This window comes from Peptoniphilus lacydonensis (assembly GCF_900106515.1).
GTDB classification, from domain to species: Bacteria; Bacillota; Clostridia; order Tissierellales; family Peptoniphilaceae; genus Peptoniphilus_A; species Peptoniphilus_A lacydonensis.
The window spans coordinates 1,311,406-1,331,079 of record NZ_FNWF01000003.1; the positions used below are offsets into that span (position 1 = coordinate 1,311,406).

20 protein-coding genes are annotated in these 19,674 nt (G+C 31.4%); 19 read left to right on the top strand and 1 reads right to left on the bottom strand.

The window, feature by feature from the left end:
* Positions 1-260: 260 nt before the first annotated feature.
* The 16 genes from hutH (at position 261) to BQ5450_RS08920 (ending at position 14,583) form a co-directional block, all read left to right on the top strand.
* Positions 261-1,799: a histidine ammonia-lyase gene (hutH, locus tag BQ5450_RS07895; RefSeq protein ID WP_010244534.1), complete on the top strand. Its 1,539-nt coding sequence runs from the start codon at positions 261-263 to the stop codon at positions 1,797-1,799.
* Between the two features lie 67 nt (positions 1,800-1,866).
* Positions 1,867-2,760: a glutamate formimidoyltransferase gene (gene ftcD / locus BQ5450_RS07900; protein WP_010244531.1), complete on the top strand. Its 894-nt coding sequence runs from the start codon at positions 1,867-1,869 to the stop codon at positions 2,758-2,760.
* Between the two features lie 5 nt (positions 2,761-2,765).
* Entirely contained in the window at positions 2,766-4,445 is a 1,680-nt protein-coding gene (locus tag BQ5450_RS07905; RefSeq protein ID WP_071126501.1) for a formate--tetrahydrofolate ligase, read from the top strand.
* Between the two features lie 8 nt (positions 4,446-4,453).
* On the top strand, positions 4,454-5,080 hold the full coding sequence (locus BQ5450_RS07910) for a cyclodeaminase/cyclohydrolase family protein (protein WP_071126502.1): 627 nt from the start codon (positions 4,454-4,456) through the stop codon (positions 5,078-5,080).
* Positions 5,077-6,420 carry a methylaspartate mutase accessory protein GlmL gene (gene glmL, locus BQ5450_RS07915; protein ID WP_010244522.1) on the top strand — a complete coding sequence of 448 codons (1,344 nt, stop codon included), beginning with the start codon at positions 5,077-5,079 and terminating at the stop codon, positions 6,418-6,420. Before BQ5450_RS07910 ends, glmL begins: the two co-directional genes overlap by 4 nt.
* 574 nt (positions 6,421-6,994) lie before the next feature.
* On the top strand, positions 6,995-7,489 hold the full coding sequence (locus tag BQ5450_RS07920; protein WP_010244519.1) for an NUDIX hydrolase: 495 nt from the start codon (positions 6,995-6,997) through the stop codon (positions 7,487-7,489).
* Positions 7,490-7,525: 36 nt separating this feature from the next.
* Complete coding sequence (gene cysS / locus BQ5450_RS07925; RefSeq protein ID WP_010244516.1) at positions 7,526-8,923, top strand: cysteine--tRNA ligase; 1,398 nt, start codon at positions 7,526-7,528, stop codon at positions 8,921-8,923.
* Complete coding sequence (locus BQ5450_RS07930; RefSeq protein WP_010244514.1) at positions 8,908-9,315, top strand: Mini-ribonuclease 3; 408 nt, start codon at positions 8,908-8,910, stop codon at positions 9,313-9,315. The genes cysS and BQ5450_RS07930 overlap by 16 nt, the downstream gene beginning before the upstream one ends.
* Positions 9,312-10,073: an FAD-dependent thymidylate synthase gene (gene thyX, locus BQ5450_RS07935; RefSeq protein ID WP_071126503.1), complete on the top strand. Its 762-nt coding sequence runs from the start codon at positions 9,312-9,314 to the stop codon at positions 10,071-10,073. Before BQ5450_RS07930 ends, thyX begins: the two co-directional genes overlap by 4 nt.
* Positions 10,070-10,777, top strand: a complete 708-nt coding sequence (gene rlmB, locus BQ5450_RS07940) for a 23S rRNA (guanosine(2251)-2'-O)-methyltransferase RlmB (RefSeq protein WP_010244510.1) — start codon at positions 10,070-10,072, stop codon at positions 10,775-10,777. Before thyX ends, rlmB begins: the two co-directional genes overlap by 4 nt.
* Positions 10,778-10,785: 8 nt before the next feature.
* On the top strand, positions 10,786-11,367 hold the full coding sequence (locus BQ5450_RS07945; RefSeq protein WP_071126504.1) for an NYN domain-containing protein: 582 nt from the start codon (positions 10,786-10,788) through the stop codon (positions 11,365-11,367).
* Positions 11,351-11,557 (top strand): hypothetical protein, encoded by a 207-nt coding sequence (locus BQ5450_RS07950; RefSeq protein WP_071126505.1) that lies wholly within the window; start codon positions 11,351-11,353, stop codon positions 11,555-11,557. The genes BQ5450_RS07945 and BQ5450_RS07950 overlap by 17 nt, the downstream gene beginning before the upstream one ends.
* 254 nt (positions 11,558-11,811) lie before the next feature.
* Positions 11,812-12,042 (top strand): FeoA family protein, encoded by a 231-nt coding sequence (locus BQ5450_RS07955; RefSeq protein ID WP_010244502.1) that lies wholly within the window; start codon positions 11,812-11,814, stop codon positions 12,040-12,042.
* A 2-nt stretch (positions 12,043-12,044) separates the two neighbouring features.
* Positions 12,045-12,287 (top strand): FeoA family protein, encoded by a 243-nt coding sequence (locus tag BQ5450_RS07960; RefSeq protein ID WP_071126506.1) that lies wholly within the window; start codon positions 12,045-12,047, stop codon positions 12,285-12,287.
* Positions 12,288-14,450 (top strand): ferrous iron transport protein B, encoded by a 2,163-nt coding sequence (gene feoB, locus BQ5450_RS07965; protein WP_010244499.1) that lies wholly within the window; start codon positions 12,288-12,290, stop codon positions 14,448-14,450. It begins immediately after the preceding gene.
* Positions 14,437-14,583, top strand: a complete 147-nt coding sequence (locus BQ5450_RS08920; RefSeq protein ID WP_081497997.1) for a FeoB-associated Cys-rich membrane protein — start codon at positions 14,437-14,439, stop codon at positions 14,581-14,583. Before feoB ends, BQ5450_RS08920 begins: the two co-directional genes overlap by 14 nt.
* A 130-nt stretch (positions 14,584-14,713) precedes the next feature.
* Here BQ5450_RS08920 and BQ5450_RS07970 read toward each other — a convergent pair whose 3' ends face one another.
* Entirely contained in the window at positions 14,714-16,153 is a 1,440-nt protein-coding gene (locus BQ5450_RS07970) for a hypothetical protein (RefSeq protein WP_071126507.1), read from the bottom strand.
* Positions 16,154-16,333: 180 nt separating this feature from the next.
* Between BQ5450_RS07970 and BQ5450_RS07975 the strand changes: the two genes are divergently transcribed.
* The 3 genes from BQ5450_RS07975 to BQ5450_RS07985 are packed head-to-tail and all read left to right on the top strand — an operon-like array spanning position 16,334 to position 19,669.
* Positions 16,334-17,746 (top strand): D-lactate dehydrogenase, encoded by a 1,413-nt coding sequence (locus BQ5450_RS07975; protein ID WP_010244494.1) that lies wholly within the window; start codon positions 16,334-16,336, stop codon positions 17,744-17,746.
* 15 nt (positions 17,747-17,761) lie between these two features.
* The gene (locus tag BQ5450_RS07980; protein ID WP_010244491.1) at positions 17,762-18,898 is read left to right on the top strand and encodes an acyl-CoA dehydrogenase family protein; all 1,137 of its coding nucleotides are present in this window, start codon (positions 17,762-17,764) and stop codon (positions 18,896-18,898) included.
* A 3-nt stretch (positions 18,899-18,901) separates the two neighbouring features.
* A complete protein-coding gene (locus BQ5450_RS07985; protein WP_071126508.1) occupies positions 18,902-19,669 on the top strand; it encodes an electron transfer flavoprotein subunit beta/FixA family protein in 768 nt (255 codons plus the stop codon).
* Positions 19,670-19,674 lie beyond the last annotated feature (5 nt).

Here is a 19,674-nt window from a genome sequence, read left to right on the forward strand (position 1 = left end):
TAAGGCAAAATATAAAAGAATAAATTAACAAAAAAAACAGTTAAAATATTGTATTTTTTTGTATAATATAGTTTTATTTCTGATAAAATTATTGACATTGATATATATTTAGAATAAAATCAAGTTAGAAAACATTTGCAAAATATATAAAAATTTTTGCACTTGTTAGAATATTAAATTTGTCAAGAACTGCTTGTTAAAATATATTAATTTTAACTTAAACAGTTAATGAATTTATTAAAAAGAAAGGAAGTACAATTATGAACAAAGTAGTATTAACAGGTAATGATCTAGATCTTGAGCAACTAGTAGCTGTTACAAGAAATCATGTTGAAGTAGAAATTGACGAAAAGGCAATTGCTGATGTAAACAAATCAAGAGAATATGTTGAAGAAATTGTTGAAGAAGAAAGAGTTGTTTACGGAATCAACACTGGATTTGGTTCACTTTCAAGAGTAAGTATTTCTAAAGAAGATTCAGCTCAACTTCAAGAAAATATTATTAGAACTCACGCTTCTGGTTTTGGCAATCCACTTCCTGAAGATGAAGTAAGAGCAGTTATGCTTATTAGAATTAATTCATTATTAAAGGGAGTTTCTGGTATTAGACTTTCTACAATTGAATTACTTCTTGAAATGTTAAACAAGAATGTTGTTCCATTTATTCCTGAAAAAGGATCTCTTGGAGCTTCTGGTGACTTAGCACCACTTGCACACATGGTTCTTCCAATGCTTGGACTTGGTAAAGCTTATTATGATGGAGAACTTCTTCCAGGAAAAGAAGCTATGCAAAAAGCAGGTCTTGAACCAATTGAACTTGCAGCAAAAGAAGGTCTTGCACTAATAAATGGTACTACTGTTCTTACTGCAACTGGCGCACTTGCTCTTTATGATGCACTTAAGCTTTCTAAAATTGCAGATATCGCTGGAGCAATGGCATGTGAATCTTCTAGAGGAATTATTGACGCATTCTGGGAAGAACTTCACACAATTAGACCTCACGCAGGATCACTTAAGACTGCTGAAAATTTAAGAAATATTCTTGAAGGATCAACTTATGTAACTCACACTGCTGAACTTAGAGTTCAAGATGCTTATACTTTCAGATGTATGCCACAAATTCACGGAGCTTCTAAAGATACTCTTGAATATGTTAAAGAAAAAGTTGAAATCGAACTTAACTCTGCAACTGATAACCCAATTATCACTCATGATGGAAAAGTAATTTCTGGTGGTAACTTCCATGGAGAATTAATGGCTCAACCATTTGACTTCTTAGCAATTGCAGTTTCTGAACTTGGAAATGTTTCTGAAAGAAGAATTGAAAGAATGGTTAACACTACACTTTCAGGAATGCCTTCTTTCCTAGTTAAACACCCAGGACTTAATTCAGGATTTATGATTACTCAATATGCAGCAGCAGCTTTAGCATCTGAAAATAAAACTTTATCTCACCCAGCAAGTGTTGACTCAATAACATCTTGCGAAAACCAAGAAGACTTTGTATCAATGGGTAACTGGGCTTCTAGAAAAGTTAGAGAAGTTGTTAAAAACACTGCAAGAATTTTAACTACTGAACTTATGATAGCAGCACAAGCTCTTGACTTTAGAATGGAAATGGAAGAAAACAAATTCGAACTTGGTAAAGGTACAAAAGTTGCTCACGATATAATTAGAAATCAAGTTGCTTTCATAGAAGATGATTCAAAAATTGAAATTTATGAAGAACTTGAAAAAGCTCAAGAATTAATTAATTCTGGAAAACTTCTAGAAGAAGTTGAAAAAGTGGTAGAACTTTAATAAATTGGTTATAATATAATTGTAAGAATTAGTAAAAAGTATTAAATATTCGACGGGAGGAAATAAATTGAAAAGAGTAATGTGTATTCCTAACTATTCTGAAGGTAGAGACCTAAAGAAAGTTGAAAAGATCACTGAATGTTTTAGAGCAAAAGAAAATATTAAATTAATTGACTATCAACCAGATGCTGATCACAACAGACTTGTTGTTGAAGTAATTGGCGAACCTGAAGCTGTAATTGATGCAGTTCTTGAATCTGTAAAAGTTGCAACTGAAGTAATTGATATGTCTAAACACAAAGGTGCTCACCCAAGAATGGGAGCAGTAGATGTTGTACCTTTCGTTCCAGTAACTGAATGTACTACTGAAGAATGTGTTGAATATGCAAAAAGAGTTGGTAAAGCAATAGGTGATATGGGAATACCTGTATATCTATATGAAGATGCAGCTTCAACTCCTGCTAGAAAGAACTTAGCAAAAGTTAGAAAAGGACAATACGAAGGATTCTTTGACAAAATTAAAGAAGATGAATGGAAACCTGACTTTGGTCCACAAGAAATGAATGAAAAATCTGGAGCTACTGCTGTTGCAGCAAGATTCCACTTAGTTGCATTTAATGTAAACTTAGATACACCAAATCTTGAAATTGCTGATAAAATTGCAAAAACAGTTCGTCACATTGGTGGAGGATTAAGATTTGTTAAGGCTATTGGACTTGAACTTGAAGAAAAAGGACAAACTCAAGTATCTATGAACCTTGTTAACTTCGAAAAAACTGCAATTTATCAAGCTCTTGAAATGGTAAAATCAGAAGCCAAGAGATATGGAGTAACTGTTGTTAACACTGAACTTATTGGACTTCTTCCATTACAAGCTTTAGTTGATTCAGCAGCTTACTATATGCAAATTGATGGTTTAAAACAAGAACAAGTTCTTGAAACATTATTAATTGAGGAGTGATATAAATGGCATTTAAAACAGATATACAAATAGCTGACGAAGCCACAATGTTTCCTATTGAAGAAGTTGCTGCTAAAATTGGAATTGAAAAAGACGATCTTGAACAATACGGTAAATATAAAACAAAAATTTCTTGGGAAGCTATTAAAAAAATAGATGAAAATAATGAAAATGGTAAACTAATTTTAGTTTCTGCAATCAGCCCAACACCAGCAGGAGAAGGTAAATCAACTGTATCTATTGGACTTTCTCAAGCACTTAATAGAATTGGTAAAAAATCTGCAGTAGCACTTCGTGAACCATCTCTTGGACCAGTTTTTGGTGTTAAAGGTGGAGCTGCAGGTGGCGGATACTCACAAGTAGTTCCTATGGAAGATATCAATCTTCACTTCACGGGAGATTTACACGCAATGACAGCTGCAAATAACTTAATTTCAGCTTGTATTGACAATCACATTCACCAAGGTAATGCTCTTAGAATTGATTCAAGACAAATTACTTGGAAAAGAGTAATTGATATGAATGACAGATCTCTTAGAAATGTTGTTATATCTCTTGGTAAAAAAGCAGATGGATTCCCTAGAGAAGACCACTTTATGATTACAGTTGCATCAGAAATTATGGCAGTTCTTTGTCTTTCAGAAAATATCGAAGACTTAAAAAATAGACTTGCTAAGATGATTGTTGCATACAATCTTGATGGAGAACCTGTAACTGTTGCAGATCTTGAAATCCAAGGTGCAGTTGCAATGCTTCTTAAAGATGCGTTAAAACCAAATATGGTACAAACTCTAGAAAATACACCAGCATTTATTCATGGTGGACCTTTCGCAAATATTGCTCATGGATGTAACTCAGTTTTAGCTACTAAACTTGCACTTAAGACTAGTGATTATGCTGTTACAGAAGCTGGTTTCGGTGCAGACCTTGGTGCAGAAAAATTCATGGATATCAAGTGTAGAAAAGCTGGAATTTCTCCAGATGCTGTTGTAATTGTAGCAACAATTAGAGCATTAAAAATGCATGGTGGAGTTGACAAAAAAGAATTAAAAGGCGAAAACATTGAAGCTCTTGAAAAAGGATTTGCAAATTTAAGACGTCACGTTGAAAATGTTAAAAAGTTCGGCGTATCTCCTATTATTGCAATAAATAGATTTGACACAGACTCTGAAGCTGAAATCGAAAAATTAAAAGAACTTTGCAAAGAACTTGGAGTAAGAATTTCCCTTTGTGAATGTTTCGCAAAAGGTGGCGAAGGTGCAGAAGACCTAGCTAAACAAGTTGTTGAACTAATCGACGAAGGAAATAAAGACTTTAAATATCTTTATGATGAAAATGACAGCATAACAGATAAAGTAAATAAGATTGTTACTGAAATTTATAGAGGTAGACAAGCAAAATTTACTACTGCTGCTAAAAAACAAGTTAAAAAACTTGAAGAGCTTGGACTTGACAAACTTCCAATTTGTGTAGCAAAAACTCAATTCTCATTTACAGATGATAAGAATATAATGGGAGCACCAACTGATTTTGACATTGAAATTCAAGATGTAAGAGTTTCTGCAGGAGCAGGTTTTATCGTTGTTCAAACATCTAATATCATGGTAATGCCAGGACTTCCAAAAGTACCAGCTGCCAACAAGATGGATATTGACAATGATGGAGTTATCACTGGATTATTCTAGGAGGAAAAATGCTTAAAGATTTAAATATAGTTGAATTCGCAGACGAAACTGCATCAAATTCACCAGCACCAGGAGGTGGATCCATTGCTGCACTTAATGCATCAATGGCTGCTTCACTTCTTGCAATGGTTGCAGGATTAACTGTTGGAAAGAAAAAGTATATGGACGTTTCTGAAAGAATGGAAGAACTTCAAACAGAACTTAATAAATACAAAGATGAATTTGTTGAAGGAATAGATAGAGATGCAAACTCTTTTAATGGAGTTATGGATGCAATGAAACTTCCTAAGGAAACTGACGAAGAAAAAGAACTTAGATCAGAAAAGATTCAAGAAGGATACAAAGCTGCAATCGAAGTACCTCTTGGACTTGGAACTAAAGTTACAGAACTTTACGACTATGCAAGAGAACTTGCAGAAAAAGGAAATTCTAATGCAATCACTGATGTTGCAGTAGCTCTATTAAATATTAAAGCTGCAGTTGAAGGAGCATTCTTAAATGTAATCATCAACTTAAATTCTCTTAAAAATCAAGATTATAGACGTGAACTTGAAGAAAAAATGGATTCTGTAAGAAAAATTGTAGATAAAAATCACGAAGAAATAATGAAAATAGTAGATGAAAAATTAGTATGATATATCTTTTAGTCGATGTTGGATCAACCTATACAAAATTAAATTTAGTGGATACAGAAAAAAATGAAATTTTGGGCAGTGCGTCAAGTTACACTACTGTGGAAACTGACGTCAGAGAAGGCTTCAACAAAGCTTACGAAAAATTATCAAAAAAGACTGATGTCAAATATGATAAAATTTTAGGTTGCTCTTCAGCATCAGGAGGACTAAAAGTTGTGGCAATTGGTTTTTCAAAAAATCTTACAACTAATGCCGCAAGACTTGCTTCACTGTCTAGCGGTGCCAGAATTTTAAAGGTTTATTCTTATGAACTTTCTTTAGAAGACGTAGAAGAAATAAAAAATTCTGGTGCTGACATTATTGTTTTGTGCGGTGGAACAGATCATGGAAATCGAGAAAATATAATCTTTAATGCCAAAAAACTTGCACAGGAAAGTATAAAAATTCCCATAGTTGTTGCTGGAAATATTGACACTCAAAAATATATAAAAGAAATTTTTTATAAAAAAGGAGTGCCATGTGAATTTACAGAAAATGTAATGCCAACTACAAATACAATAAATTATAAGCCACTTAGAAATGCAATTGGTAATATTTTTATAAAGACAATTGCCCATGCCAAGGGTATTGATTTATTGAGCGAGAATTTTGAAGTACTTCTTCCAACACCTATTGCTGTTCAAAAGGCAATGTCAGTCTATGCAAAATATTTAGGTAAAGTAATTTTATCCGTTGATATTGGAGGAGCGACTACTGACATTCATTCAATTGGAAAAACTTATTATGGAGAAGAAAATGTAATATCGCCACCAATTGATGAACCCTTTGAAAAGAGAACTGTGGAAGGTGATATGGGAATGAGATATTCTGCAACGGCTCTTTATGAATCAGTGGGAGATGAACCTTTCCTGAAATTTGGAATAAATGATGCAAAAGAAAAGGTGGAATATAGATTTTTCCATACAGATTATGTTCCAGACAATGATGAAGATTTATTTTTTGACAATGCACTTTGTTATATTGCAACAAAGACATCTCTTGAGAGGCACATCGGTCATATAAAAAAAATTGAAACACCTACAAGAACTATTTATAAGCAGTATGGAAAAGATTTGAGGCCAGCAGAAATGTTTATCGGAACAGGTGGGTCACTAATAAATTCAGATGATCCTAAAAAAATTCTATCTGCGATAGGAGATTTAGATGATAAATATTTAATAAATGAAGATATAAAATATTATTTGGACGAGAAATATATTTTATCATCGGCAGGTCTTATAAGTACTGTTGACGAAAAAGCTTCCTACGAATTATTAAATAAATATTTAAAAGAATTATAAAAAAGAAGTTGTCATTTGTGGCAACTTCTTTTTTAAGCTTTATTTTAATATAAAAAAGTAGATTAAGTAAAAATATTCTACATATACAATTAATTGTAAAAGTATGAACAAATACAATTTATTTTTGGAACAAAATTCTGTTTTTTTAAAATAATATATATTTAGTATAAAAATTAGAATACTAATTAAAAGTATTAAATATAGAGAAATCCTAGGAGAAAATAAATTTGCAGTTTCAGGATAATATGAATCAAGAATTAAGGATATCAAGGGTGTTAATATAATTAAAGACAATAGATATAAATATTCAGTTCCTTTCTTATTTACATTCTCATCATATAGAAAAAATAATATGCCTAACAACATGCAAAATATAGTCAAGTATGTTTTATCTATCACTAGGGATATAATTAAAGTAGTTAACAAAATATTTCTTAAAATAATTTCTTTGTATAAGTATTCTTTTTTAGACTTATGTAAAATAAATATTATTCGCAGCATTTTTTATTTTTAAAGTGTCTTAATCTTTTAAAAATTCTATAAATAGTGTAAAATAGTGATGAGGAGTTTTGTCGTGGAATATTGGGATGTATATAATAAAAAAGGAAAGTGGAAAAGACGCGTTATAAGAAAAGGAGAGCGTCTTAAAAAAAGTGACTATCACATCATTGTTGAAGGATGGATTTTAAGAGATGATGGAAATTTTATTATTCAAAAAAGATCTCTCAATAAAAAGTCTTTTGCAGGTATGTGGTATTGTTCTGCTGGCGGGTCTGTAATATCAAGAGAAACACCAAAGGAAGGTATGATTCGGGAATTTGGAGAGGAACTTGGTGTTAATATAATAGAAGATGAACTCTCTCTTAAAAGAATTATAACTGAAAATAATACAATATTTTACATTTTTTTAGTGCGAAAAAATATTTCTCTAAAGGATATAATTATGCAGGAAGAGGAAGTTATGGATGTGGCACTTGCAGATCCAGAAAAGATAAAGAAAATGGTGGAGGACAAAACTTTTATAGGACTTGATTACTACGAAAAATTTTTCGAAAGTATTTTTAAATAATCGTCTCGAGTGAGGCGTTTTTTTATAGGAGGATTTATGAAATTATACAATACTCTAAGTAGAAAGAAGGAAGAATTTGTTCCAATTAAAGAGGGAGAGGTTGGAATTTACAACTGTGGGCCAACTGTATACAATTTTATCCATGTGGGAAATGCCAGACCTCTTATTGTATTTGACACTCTCAGAAGATATTTTGAATATAAAGGCATAAAAGTAAAATTTGTTGTTAATTTTACTGATATTGATGACAAAATGATTAACAAGGCAAATGATGAAGGTGTTAAGGTTTCTGATATTGCAGAAAGATATATTAAAGAATTTAAAAAAGATGCAAATGGACTTCATCTATATGATTATGAAACTTTGAACCCAAGGGCAACAGAACATATTGGTGAAATAATTTCTTTTGTAGGAACTTTAATAGATAAGGGAGCGGCTTATGTTTCAAATGGAGATGTTTATTTTGATATAAGTTATGCAAAGGATTATGGCAAGCTCTCCAAGAAAAATTTAGAAGATTTAATTTCCGGACACAGAGTTGACATAAATGACAACAAGAAGAATCCCCAAGACTTTGCTCTTTGGAAAAATAAAAAAGAAGGAGAACCTTTCTGGAGTGCACCTTGGGGCGAAGGCAGACCTGGATGGCACATAGAATGTTCTGTAATGGCAAAGACACTTATTGGAGATAATATTGACATTCATACTGGTGGAGAAGATTTGCAGTTTCCTCATCATGAAAATGAAATTGCTCAATCTGAAACTTGCAATGGAGTTCCTTTTGCAAATTATTGGCTACACAATGGCATGATAACTGTAGATAACGAAAAGATGAGTAAATCTAAGGGGAATTTCTTTACTGTAAGAGAAATTGCAGATGAGTTTGATCTAGAAGTGTTGAGATTTTTCCTTTTAACAACTCAATATCGTTCTCCAATTAATTTTTCAAGAGAAGTCATGGAGCAGACAAAAAATGCTAGCAAAAGACTTTACAATGCAAAGTATAAACTTGAAGATGCAATAGAAAAATCAAGTGTGGAAAAAATTTCTGATGAAGAAAAAAATTTATACAATTCTTTTGACAAGCATATAGAAAAATTTGAAAATGCCATGGAAGATGATTTGAATACTGCCGATGCTATAACTGCAATTTTTGATTTAATAAAGGATATTAATTTAAATCTTGATGAAAATAATTCAAAGGAAATGTTAAATAATACTTTAGAACTTTTAAAGAAGCTTACGAGAGTTCTTGGGATAATGGAAAATGACAGAGAAGAGCTTTCTCATGATATTGACAAGCTTATCAAAGAGAGAAATGATGCAAGAAAGAATAAGGATTTTGCGAGAGCTGATGAAATTAGAGATAATTTAAAAGAAATGGGAATTGAAATAGAAGATACGAGAAGTGGGACAACTTGGAAGAGAATCTAAACTTTTTAGAAGTTAAAAATTATAAAGAGAGCGAAATAAGAGAACTTAGTCCTTTAGCACTGGCATATATTGGTGATGCTTGTTATGAAATTTTGGTTAGAAGTAAAATTTTGGATTTGAGGAAAAATCCAAATAAACTTCACAGAGAGAGCATAAAGTTTGTGCGTGCAAAAGGACAAAGGGATCTTTTTGAAAAGATAGAGGATATGCTTACAGAAGATGAGATGAGAATTTTCAAAAGAGGAAGGAATGCCAAATCGCACACTGTTCCTAAAAATGCAGATCCAATTGATTACAGAATAGCCACAGGAGTAGAAGCACTTTTTGGTTATCTCTATCTTTTAAAAAGATATGATAGAATACGAGAGTTATTTAGGGAGATGATTAAATGAAGGTAAAAATTATTTCACATACAATGGAACCAGAGAAGACCATTGCATCTGCTGCAAAACTTTGCTATTCAAGAGTTGGAGTGGAGGAAATCACTGAAAATTTGACAGAGGAATCTACGGAAAAATTTTTAAATAGACTTATGTCTTTTTCGCATGTATCTCCATTGGAACATGTCAGTTTTACCTTTGCAATAGAAGGGGTGTCTAGGACACTTACACATCAGCTTGTAAGGCATAGAATTGCATCATATTCGCAACAGTCACAGAGATATGTAAAGCTTGATAGTTTTGAGTACATTATTCCGCCTCAAATAGAAAAAAATGAAGAGGCAAAGAAAGTTTTTATAGAGGCAATGAAAAGGGATCAAGAGGATTACGATAAATTAGTAGAAATTCTTGTAAATGAGAATGCAAAACCCCTTATTGAAAATGGAATGGATGAAAAAAAGGCAAAAAAATCTGTTGAAAAAATGTCCATTGAAGATGCAAGATATGTTTTTCCAAATGCTTGTGAAACAAAAATTGTTGTTACAATGAATGTTAGGACTCTACAACATTTCTTTACAGTGAGATGTTGCGAGAGAGCACAGTGGGAGATTAGAGAGCTTGCAACAGAAATGTTAAGAGAAGTAAAAGAGGTTGCCCCACTTTTATTTAGAGATGAAGGCCCAGCTTGTGTTACAGGTCTATGTCCAGAAGGCAATATGACTTGCGGCAAAGCAAAAGAAATTAGAGAGAAGTTTAAGAATTTAAAATGAAATATATATATGGAAGAGGGCCAGTTATTGAGGCTCTAAAAAATGAAGAAGTAGAAAAAATTTATGTTGGGAAAAATGCAACAGGTTCAATAAAAAAAATAATTGGAATGGCAAGGGATTTGAAGGTTCCCACAGTTACAAGTGATATAGAAAAATTGGAAGAACTTGCTGGGACGAAAAATCATCAAGCAGTTGTGGCTCTTGTAAGTGATTTTAAATATATTGAACTTGAAGATTTAATAAACAAATTAGAAAATAAATCTGATGCTAAAATTTTTATCTTAGATAAAATTGAAGATCCTCACAATTTTGGGGCAATTGCAAGAAGTTCTAACTTTTTTGGTGTAGATGCAATTATTTTTCCAAATAGAAGGGCTTCAACTGTCAATGACACAGTAGTGAAATCATCTGCTGGGGCGATTTATGATATTGATGTTTGTAAAGTTACCAATATTTCTCAAACTTTGGAAAGATTAAAGGATGCTGGATTTTGGATTTATGCCGCAGATCTTAATGGAGAAGACATAAGGAATTGTGATTTTTCTGGAAAAGCTGGGATAATTATTGGAAATGAAGGTAAGGGAGTTTCTAAAAATCTCTTGAAGAATTCTGATAAAATTATTACTATTCCAAATTTTTCAGATTTTGACTCTCTAAATGCTTCAGTTGCTGCTGCAATTATAATGTATGAAATTTTTAGATAAAAAATAAAATGAAGAAATACATTAGTAGGTATAGAAGAGATGAAAACTATCTCTTTGTCGATGGATACAATATTATAAATTCGTGGCAAAACTTAATAGATCTAAAAAATATATCTCTTGAAGATGCTAGAAATGAATTAATTGATATTATGATTGAGTTTTCACACAGCACGAGGGAGCATATAATACTTGTCTTTGATGCCTATTTGGTGAAAAAATCTGGTGGAAAAATTTATATCAAAGATGGGATTGATATAGTTTTTACAAAGGAATTTGAAACGGCTGACCACTATATTGAAAGGCAACTTGATGAAATAGGAAAGCTCACAAATGTGAGAGTTGCAACAAGCGACAATGTTGAACAGCAAATTATTTTATCTCGTGGTGGTACTAGAATTTCTGCAAGAGAACTTGAAGCTGAAGTAGAAAATTCTAAGGAAAAAATTTCTAAAGTTGCTAAAAAATTAAAGGAAGAAAAAGTTTCTGCCTTTCAAGAAAGTGACATAGAAGCCCTTAGGATCTTGAAGAGAAATTTAATGGAGAGAGAAAATAAAAAGATAAAGGGGAAGAAAAATGACAAGAGAAAATAATAAAAATAAAAATTTTGAATATCCTTCTCTTTCAAGTGCTGAAGAAGAATATACTGAAGACGACAAAAGGATAATTGAAAATAATTCTTTTGAAGACAATTCTCTTTCTGTGAGAGAAAAAGGAGTCGTTTTTGGGTTTGTTGTGATTGGGATAATTTTGTTTTCTATTTTATTTAAATATATTTTTTAATTTTTGAGAAGTTTTTGTAAAAATTCAATAACTGTATTTGATCTGTCCTTTGGGCAGATTTTTTATTTGTGCACTATTTAATTTTACAATTAGTTTTTATGAAAATTAAAGACGAAGATAAAAAAATTCACCAAATTGATTTTAATTTTCATTTATATATGTTATAATTAAATACGAAATTGATAATCGAATTCAAGTATTGTAAGATTTCTTTGAATTTAGTTTTCTATAAAAAGTTAGAAGTTGGTGTAAAAATGTTAAGCTTGGTGATGGCTCCTTTAAATGTAGACTTTAGAATTGTAAGAGTTAAAAGTCTTAAAAATAGCAATGTTACAGAATCACATCTTGCAAATCTTGGTTTTGTAAGAGGAGCAATAGTAAAAGTTTTAAATGAAAATGATGGGAATTTAATTGTATCAATAAAAGGTGCAAGAGTTGCAATTGGAAAAGACATTGCAAAAAAAATAATGGTTGAGGAGATGTAAAATTGCAAACTTTAAGAGATGCAGTTGTAGGAAAATACTACATTGTCAAAAAAATTAAAGGTTCAGGGCCACTGAAGAGAAGAATAATGGATATGGGAATTACGAAAAATTCTGAAATATACATAAGAAAGGTAGCACCTCTTGGTGATCCTGTACAAATAAATATTAGAAATTATGAATTAAGCATTAGACGTGAAGATGCAGAGTTAATTGAAATTGAAGAAGTAGAAAAAAAGGAGGGCTAAATGGCTATTACTATCGCACTTGCTGGCAATCCCAACAGCGGAAAGTCCACACTATTTAATGGACTAACTGGTTCAAATCAATATGTGGGCAATTGGCCTGGCGTAACTGTTGAGAAAAAAACTGGCAAGTATAAAAAAGATAAGGAAGTTCACTTCACAGATTTGCCGGGAATTTATTCTCTTTCACCTTACACTTTGGAAGAAGTTGTATCGAGAGATTATCTTGTAAATGAAAAACCAGATGCAATTATTGATGTTGTAGATGCGACAAATATTGAAAGAAATTTATTTTTGGCAACACAACTTGTTGAATTGGGAATACCTGTTGTAATTGCACTTAATATGATGGATGTAGTCAAAAAGAATAATGACTATATAGATATAAAAAAATTAGAAAAAAGTTTGGGTTGCAAGATTGTAGAGATTTCTGCACTTAAAAATGAAAATATTGATAAATTAATAGATGTAGCAAAAAGTGTAGCTATGTCAAAAGAAACACATTATCAAAAATTTGATGATGATATTGAAAAATACATTGAAGAAATAGAAAATTTTAGTGTAATTAAAGACAATCCTGCAAAGAGATGGCTTGCAGTTAAACTTTTTGAACAAGATGAAAAAATAATAAATGAATTTCCCCTTTATGGAAATGAAACTAAAAGGCTTGATGAAATTGTTGAAGAAGCTGAAGAAAAGTTTGATGATGATGGCGAAGGAATTATTACTGATGGAAGATATAATTTTGTATCAAAGATAACAAAGGATGCTGTCAAAAAGGGCAGAAAGGGAATGACAAAGTCTGACAAAATAGATAGGTTTGTAACAAATAGATTTTTGGCAATTCCAATTTTTGTAGGAATAATTACTTTGGTATATATGCTTGCAATAAATGTTGTTGGAGGACCTGTAACAGATTGGGTAAATGATGTTTTCTTTGGCGAAATTATTGGAGAAAATTTTAGAGGGTTTCTAGAAAATGCTGGAACATCAGAATTTTTGACGTCACTTTTAGTTGATGGAATTATTGGTGGTGTGGGGGCAGTTCTTGGTTTTCTTCCAGTAATTGCTGTATTATTTTTATTTATTTCAATCTTGGAAGATGTTGGTTATATGTCAAGAATTGCGTTTATCCTCGACAGAATTTTTAGGAGGTTTGGTCTTTCTGGGAAAAGTTTTATTCCAATTTTAATGGGTACAGGTTGTTCAGTCCCAGCTATAATGGCGACGAGGACAATTGAGTCTGACAACGACAGAAGAATGACTATTATGACTACGTCTTTTATGCCATGCGGTGCAAAACTTGATATAATTGCAATGTTTGCGGCATTTTTGGGAGGAAGCTGGTGGTATGCTCCTATTTGGTATTTTGGTGGAATAATGGCAGTAATAATTTCTGGAATTATTTTGAAAAAGACAAAATATTTTTCAGGAGATCCTGCTCCATTTGTAATGGAACTTCCAGAATATCACATGCCAAGTGCACACAATGTTTTAAAAGCAACATGGCATAGATGTAAAGCCTTCGTTGTAAAAGCGGGAACGATAATTTTACTCGCAACTGTTGCAATTTGGTTCTTGAAAAATATTTCAGTGACAGGAGAATTTATGGACTTTGATAGAGATCCATCTGATTCTGTTCTTGCTGCAGCAGGAAAAGTGATTGCTCCAATCTTTAAACCTCTTGGATTTGGAAATTGGATTGCAAGTGTATCAACGATACTTGGACTTGTTGCAAAAGAAGTTGTAGTAGGAACTTATGGAGTTCTTGCAGGTATAGGAGAAGTTGGAGCAGAAGACGCACCAATGGTTGCATTAGTTTCTTCACAATTTACAGTGGCATCAGCTTTTGCCTTTGTATTCTTTAATCAACTTACAGTTCCTTGTTTTGCAGCAACAGGAGCGATAAAAGAAGAAATGGGATCAAGAAAGTGGTATTTATTTGCCATTGGATATCAAATTCTATTCTCTTATACAATTGCATTTATGATTTATCAATTTGGAAGAGTTATAGAAGGTGGAGCATTTAATGTAGGCACAGCCATTGCAATAGTAGTTTTATTCATCTATGGATACTTTTTATTTAGAAAAGATAGATCAAAACTTAAAAATAAAGATTTTGATCACAACAAAAAAGATGAGGTGATAAAATATGAGTCCAATTAATATAGTGGTTGCTCTTGTGATAATTACTGTAATTTTCTTTGCAACAAGAAAAGTAGTAAAGAAAAAAGGTAGTTGCGGTTGTGGTTGTGAGTCATGTCATAGCTCATGTGCTGCACATAATATAGAAAAATAAATTAAATTTTTAGGAATGCTTTTTTTAAGGTATTCCTTTTTTATTTTAATTTAGATTAAATAAGAAGTTATGCAAGTGATGGAAATAAAACCATAAAAAACAGATGACAACTAAAAATAATCACCATCTGTTAATTTGAATTATTTGATATTTTTTTAAAAACTTCCGCATATTTTGAGAAAGTCTTTTCCAATTCTTCTACACTATATTTTTTACTATATGGACTTCTCATTATTTCTTCTAATGCTTGGCACATATTGTTGTGTATTTTTGTATCTGATACTATGGATGTAGGGGTGTTTGAGTCTTCTGATAATATTTTTTTGAAAAACATATTATTTTCACTTATAAAAAAATTAAATTGATCTAGACCAAGAGAAGAAATAAACCTATTGTCATTTATAATGTAAAAATTTATTTTTTTATTATTTTTCATTACATTAATTATATTTTTAAAGTGTGCTTCTCGGTCTTTGTAACTTAACTTTGCTTTTGTGGAACAGTAAAGCATATCACCCGTTTCGAAATAATTTAATAGGCTTGTCTTTGTTGTCAGAAAGTTTATATTTGAGTCTGCAAATAACTCATCCCAAATAAGCTTTATGTTTAATATTTCAGATTTTTTGTATTCAAATTTATCACTGATAGAATTAAGGATTTTATCTATTATATAATTTGGCAGTAAAAATTCGAAGCCATAATTTGACAGAAATAGAAATTCATTATCTGAATAAAAATATTTTCTGTAATTTGTCTTTGCAATTTCTTCTGGTGATGATATTGTTATAATTTTATTTAACTCATTAAATAGATTGTCGATATAAGATGAAAATTCAAGTAGGGTGTCTAATTCGTTGCCGTAAGTTATTGTATTTAAGTTTTGGGCATCGTTGTTAAATACTATATACATTTTATCTTTTACTAATAAATAATTGTAATTTACATTACTATTCTCATATAGCTCTATATCAACATTGGAGTTATCTGTTATACTTTTCAATATATTCTTATCTTGTAAATTTTTTTTATCACAGAGAAGATGCAATTTTATTTTTTTGTTTTTTGTCTTTTTTGTAATATTAAATAGTAAATTTGCATATTGACTATATATGTCAAAGGTTGCCCAAATGTCTAATTCATTATTTTCAAATATTATTTTTTTGAAAATTTTCTTTATATCATCATCAGCGTTATGATTCCTAAAAATAAAGTTTGTATTGGATCTATATTTTGCTGGAACATCGGAATTTGTGTAATTGTAAGAATCATTTAATAGTTTATAAATTAAAAACTCAAGACCCCTTTCTTCGTTTGTTTTCAATATTTCAGAGCTCTTTAAGTTAAAGAAAAGCAAGAATTCATTTATTTTATTTTCTTCTATTAAAGCTTTAGAGAAGAGAGTGGCCAATTTTCCGTTAATTATATAAATATTTTTATAAGAGGGAAGTTTTTTGCCACTATTCCACTTGCTTATATAGGATATGTCGTAATCTAAAATATAGGCAATAGTAGAGAGTTTTGTATTTGTCATATCTGTTAGTGTTTTAAAAACTTGTCTGTAAGACCACATATGAAGCACCTCTTATATAGTATGAAGTACATTATATTGTTTTATTGACTAAAAGTCAAATAATGTCTTAAAAGTGCAACATGTTTCAAGAAGTAAAATATTAAATTAAGCCTATGCCATTATATAATAAAATAAATATGAGTATATTTTTAATATATAAAAAATTATTTGGAGGAGAAAATGGTAAACTATAATACTGTAACTGATAAAGTTATTGAAGAAATCAAAAGTTCTGTCAGTGGCAATGTATATGTTGGAGAAGAAATTAATATTGATTTTTTCCACGATGAAATGCCTATATATGGCGAAGGTCAACCTGAACTTGTTGTTGATGCAGTAAATGCAAAAGAAATTTCCAAAATTGTTAAAATTTGTAATGAAAATAAGATTCCTGTAGTGCCAAGAGGTGCAGGAACAGGACTTACTGGTGCTGGAGTTTCTAGATTTGGTGGCGTTATGATTAATATGCAATCAATGAATAATATTCTAGAATATGATGAAGAAAACATGGTAGTTAAGGTAGAACCAGGCGTATTACTTAATGATTTGGCTGAAGACTGTCTAGCAAAAGGATATATGTATCCACCAGATCCAGGTGAAAAATTTGCTACTCTTGGCGGAAATGTTGCTACTAATGCAGGTGGTATGAGAGCTGTTAAATATGGTACTACAAGAAATTATGTGCGTTCAATGGAAGTTGTTCTTCCTACTGGAGAAATAACTAATTTTGGTGCAACAGTTTCTAAGACTTCAACAGGTTATTCATTAAAGGATCTTATTATCGGGTCTGAAGGTACTCTTGGAATTATTACTGAACTAACGCTTAAAATTATTCCTGCTCCAAAAGAAACTATTTCATTAATTGTTCCATATGAAGATTTAGACACTTGTATTTCAACTGTTCCACAATTATTTAAAGCTCACTTAAATCCACAAGCTATCGAATTTATGGAAAAAGAAATTGTTGATATGTCTGAAATCTACATTGGAAAATCTACTTTTCCTAAAGAATTAGATGGAATTGAAATTGGTGCTTACTTATTAATAACTTTTGATGGTAATGACGAAGATGAACTTAATGATATTATTGAAGAAGCCGCTGAAGTATTAATGGAAGCTGGAGCAATTGACATTCTTGTAGCTGATACTCCAAAAAAGATTAAAGAAGCGTGGGCTGCTAGATCATCTTTTCTTGAAGCAATTGAATCTCAAACTAAGCTTCTTGACGAATGTGACGTTGTTGTTCCAATTAATATGATTGCTAAATACGTTCAATATGTTAATGAAAAAGCAAAGAATTATTCATTTGAAGTTAAGAGCTTTGGTCACGCAGGTGATGGAAATTTACACATTTACACTTGTTCAAATGATATGGAAAAAGATGAATTCATGAAACAAGTTGAAGAATTCATGAAAGATATTTATGGAAAAGCTTATGAATTTGGTGGACAAATTTCTGGTGAACATGGTATTGGTTTTGGTAAAAAAGAATTTTTGAAGATTTTTGAAGGGGATGTAAATACTGATTTAATGAGAGGTATTAAAAAAGTATTTGATCCAAACTTAATATTAAATCCAAACAAAGTTATTTAATAAAAGGGGATATAAATGTCATATTTAATTTCAGAAGAGGCACAAGATTTATTATTAGATGTTAAGAATTTTTGTGAAAAAGAAGTAGTAGAAGTTGCAAAGGAAGCTGATCGTACTGGTGAATGGCCAGAAGAGCTTTATGAAAAAGCAAAAGAGCAAGGATATTTTGCTCTAGAAGTTCCTGAAGAATTGGGAGGACCTGGTCTTTCTAGAATTGACATTGCTGCTTTATTTGAAGAAATGGCAAAGGCTGATGCTGGTTTTGCAACTACTATTTCAGCGTCAGGACTAGGAATGAAACCTGTTCTTATTGCAGGAACTGAAGAACAAAAGGAATACATTGCTGACATTACTATGGAAGGTGGACTTGGAGCATTTTGCCTTACTGAGCCAGGTGCAGGTTCTGACGCAAGTTCAGGAACAACTACTGCTGTAAAAGATGGCGACGAATATGTATTAAACGGAAGAAAGTGTTTTATTACTAATGGAGCTGTTGCATCATATTATTGCATAACTGCTCTTACTGACAAATCAAAGGGCGTTAAAGGAATGTCTATGTTCTTAGTGCCAGCTGGAACTAAGGGTTTAAGTGCAGGAAAAGAAGAAGACAAGATGGGTATTAGAACTTCTAATACTACTGATGTTGTTCTTGAAGATTGTAGGATTCCTGCTAAAAACCTTATTGGTGAAGAAGGTAAGGGATTTTCAATTGCTATGAAAACTCTTGACCAAGCTAGGGCTTGGATGGGTTGTATTGCAGTTGGTATTGCTCAAAGGGGCATAGATGAAGCTAAAAAATATACAAGTGAGAGAGTTCAATTTGGAAAATCAATAAACGAAAATCAAGCAATACAATTTAAACTTGCAGATATGGATATTCAAACAGAAGTAGCAAGACAAATGGTTGGCAATGCTCTTACAAGAATGGATATGGGATTAACTTACAACAGAGAGTCTGCAATTGCAAAATGCTTTGCATCAGATATTGCTATGAGAGTCGCTGAAAATTCTATTCAACTTTTTGGTGGATATGGTTACAGTAGAGAATATCCTGTTGAAAAACTTTTAAGAGATGCGAAAATTTTCCAAATTTTTGAAGGTACTAATGAGATTTTGAGAATTGTTGTTGCAAATAATTTATTGAGAGGTTAATAGATGAATATTTTAGTGTGTATTAAAGAAGTGCCTGATGATTCAGTATCAGTTTCTGTCAGTAATGACAGAGCTGTTACTGAAGACATCACGCCAATTGTAAATGCTTTTGATACTTACTCCTTGGAAATGGCAGTAAGATTAAAGGAAAAAGAAGAGGGGCAAGTTGTAGTAGTTTCTATTGGAGATGAAGGTGTCAAAAATTCACTTAAAAACTGTTTAGCAGTTGGTGCTGACAAAGCATATTTAATTAAGTGCGATGATTATAAAAATTTAGACACAAATTCAATTACAAATATTTTAATAGATGCAAAGAAAAAATTAGAAGAAGAATGTGGCGTTTTTGATTTAGTTTGTTTTGGTAAAGAAACTACTGATAAAGAAGCTTCACAAGTTGGAGTTTATTTTGCAAATAAAGTAGGTCAAGGTGTTGTTACATCTGTAATTGAAATTACAAAGGATGGGGATTCTCTAATTTCTAAACAAGAAATTGATGGTGGATATAGAGAAGTTGAAACAAAGATGCCATCTGTGCTAACAATTGCTAAGCCAAATTATGAACCTAGATATCCTACTATAAAGAGTAAAATGGCTGCAAGAAGACAAAAAATTGACGATATAGAAGTTGAGAGCATCTCAGAATTGATTCTTGAAGAATTAAAAGACTTTGAACCTGAAAAAAGACAAGCAGGAGTTAAGATCAACGAAGAAGATGCCGAAGTAAGTGTTCAAAAAGCAATTGAATTAATGAAAGAAAAAAAGGTTATATAGGAGGT

Bases quoted from the DNA above. Each gene is read 5' to 3' on its own strand.
- BQ5450_RS07985 (WP_071126508.1), top strand. From the start codon at position 18,902: ATGAATATTTTAGTGTGTATTAAAGAAGTGCCTGATGATTCAGTATCA.
- thyX (WP_071126503.1), top strand. From the start codon at position 9,312: ATGAAGGTAAAAATTATTTCACATACAATGGAACCAGAGAAGACCATT.
- glmL (WP_010244522.1), top strand. From the start codon at position 5,077: ATGATATATCTTTTAGTCGATGTTGGATCAACCTATACAAAATTAAAT.
- BQ5450_RS07950 (WP_071126505.1), top strand. From the start codon at position 11,351: ATGACAAGAGAAAATAATAAAAATAAAAATTTTGAATATCCTTCTCTT.
- BQ5450_RS07945 (WP_071126504.1), top strand. From the start codon at position 10,786: ATGAAGAAATACATTAGTAGGTATAGAAGAGATGAAAACTATCTCTTT.
- cysS (WP_010244516.1), top strand. From the start codon at position 7,526: ATGAAATTATACAATACTCTAAGTAGAAAGAAGGAAGAATTTGTTCCA.
- BQ5450_RS07955 (WP_010244502.1), top strand. From the start codon at position 11,812: ATGTTAAGCTTGGTGATGGCTCCTTTAAATGTAGACTTTAGAATTGTA.
- hutH (WP_010244534.1), top strand. From the start codon at position 261: ATGAACAAAGTAGTATTAACAGGTAATGATCTAGATCTTGAGCAACTA.
- rlmB (WP_010244510.1), top strand. From the start codon at position 10,070: ATGAAATATATATATGGAAGAGGGCCAGTTATTGAGGCTCTAAAAAAT.
- feoB (WP_010244499.1), top strand. From the start codon at position 12,288: ATGGCTATTACTATCGCACTTGCTGGCAATCCCAACAGCGGAAAGTCC.
- BQ5450_RS07905 (WP_071126501.1), top strand. From the start codon at position 2,766: ATGGCATTTAAAACAGATATACAAATAGCTGACGAAGCCACAATGTTT.
- BQ5450_RS07910 (WP_071126502.1), top strand. From the start codon at position 4,454: ATGCTTAAAGATTTAAATATAGTTGAATTCGCAGACGAAACTGCATCA.
- BQ5450_RS07970 (WP_071126507.1), bottom strand. From the start codon at position 16,153: ATGTGGTCTTACAGACAAGTTTTTAAAACACTAACAGATATGACAAAT.
- BQ5450_RS08920 (WP_081497997.1), top strand. From the start codon at position 14,437: ATGAGTCCAATTAATATAGTGGTTGCTCTTGTGATAATTACTGTAATT.
- BQ5450_RS07980 (WP_010244491.1), top strand. From the start codon at position 17,762: ATGTCATATTTAATTTCAGAAGAGGCACAAGATTTATTATTAGATGTT.
- BQ5450_RS07975 (WP_010244494.1), top strand. From the start codon at position 16,334: ATGGTAAACTATAATACTGTAACTGATAAAGTTATTGAAGAAATCAAA.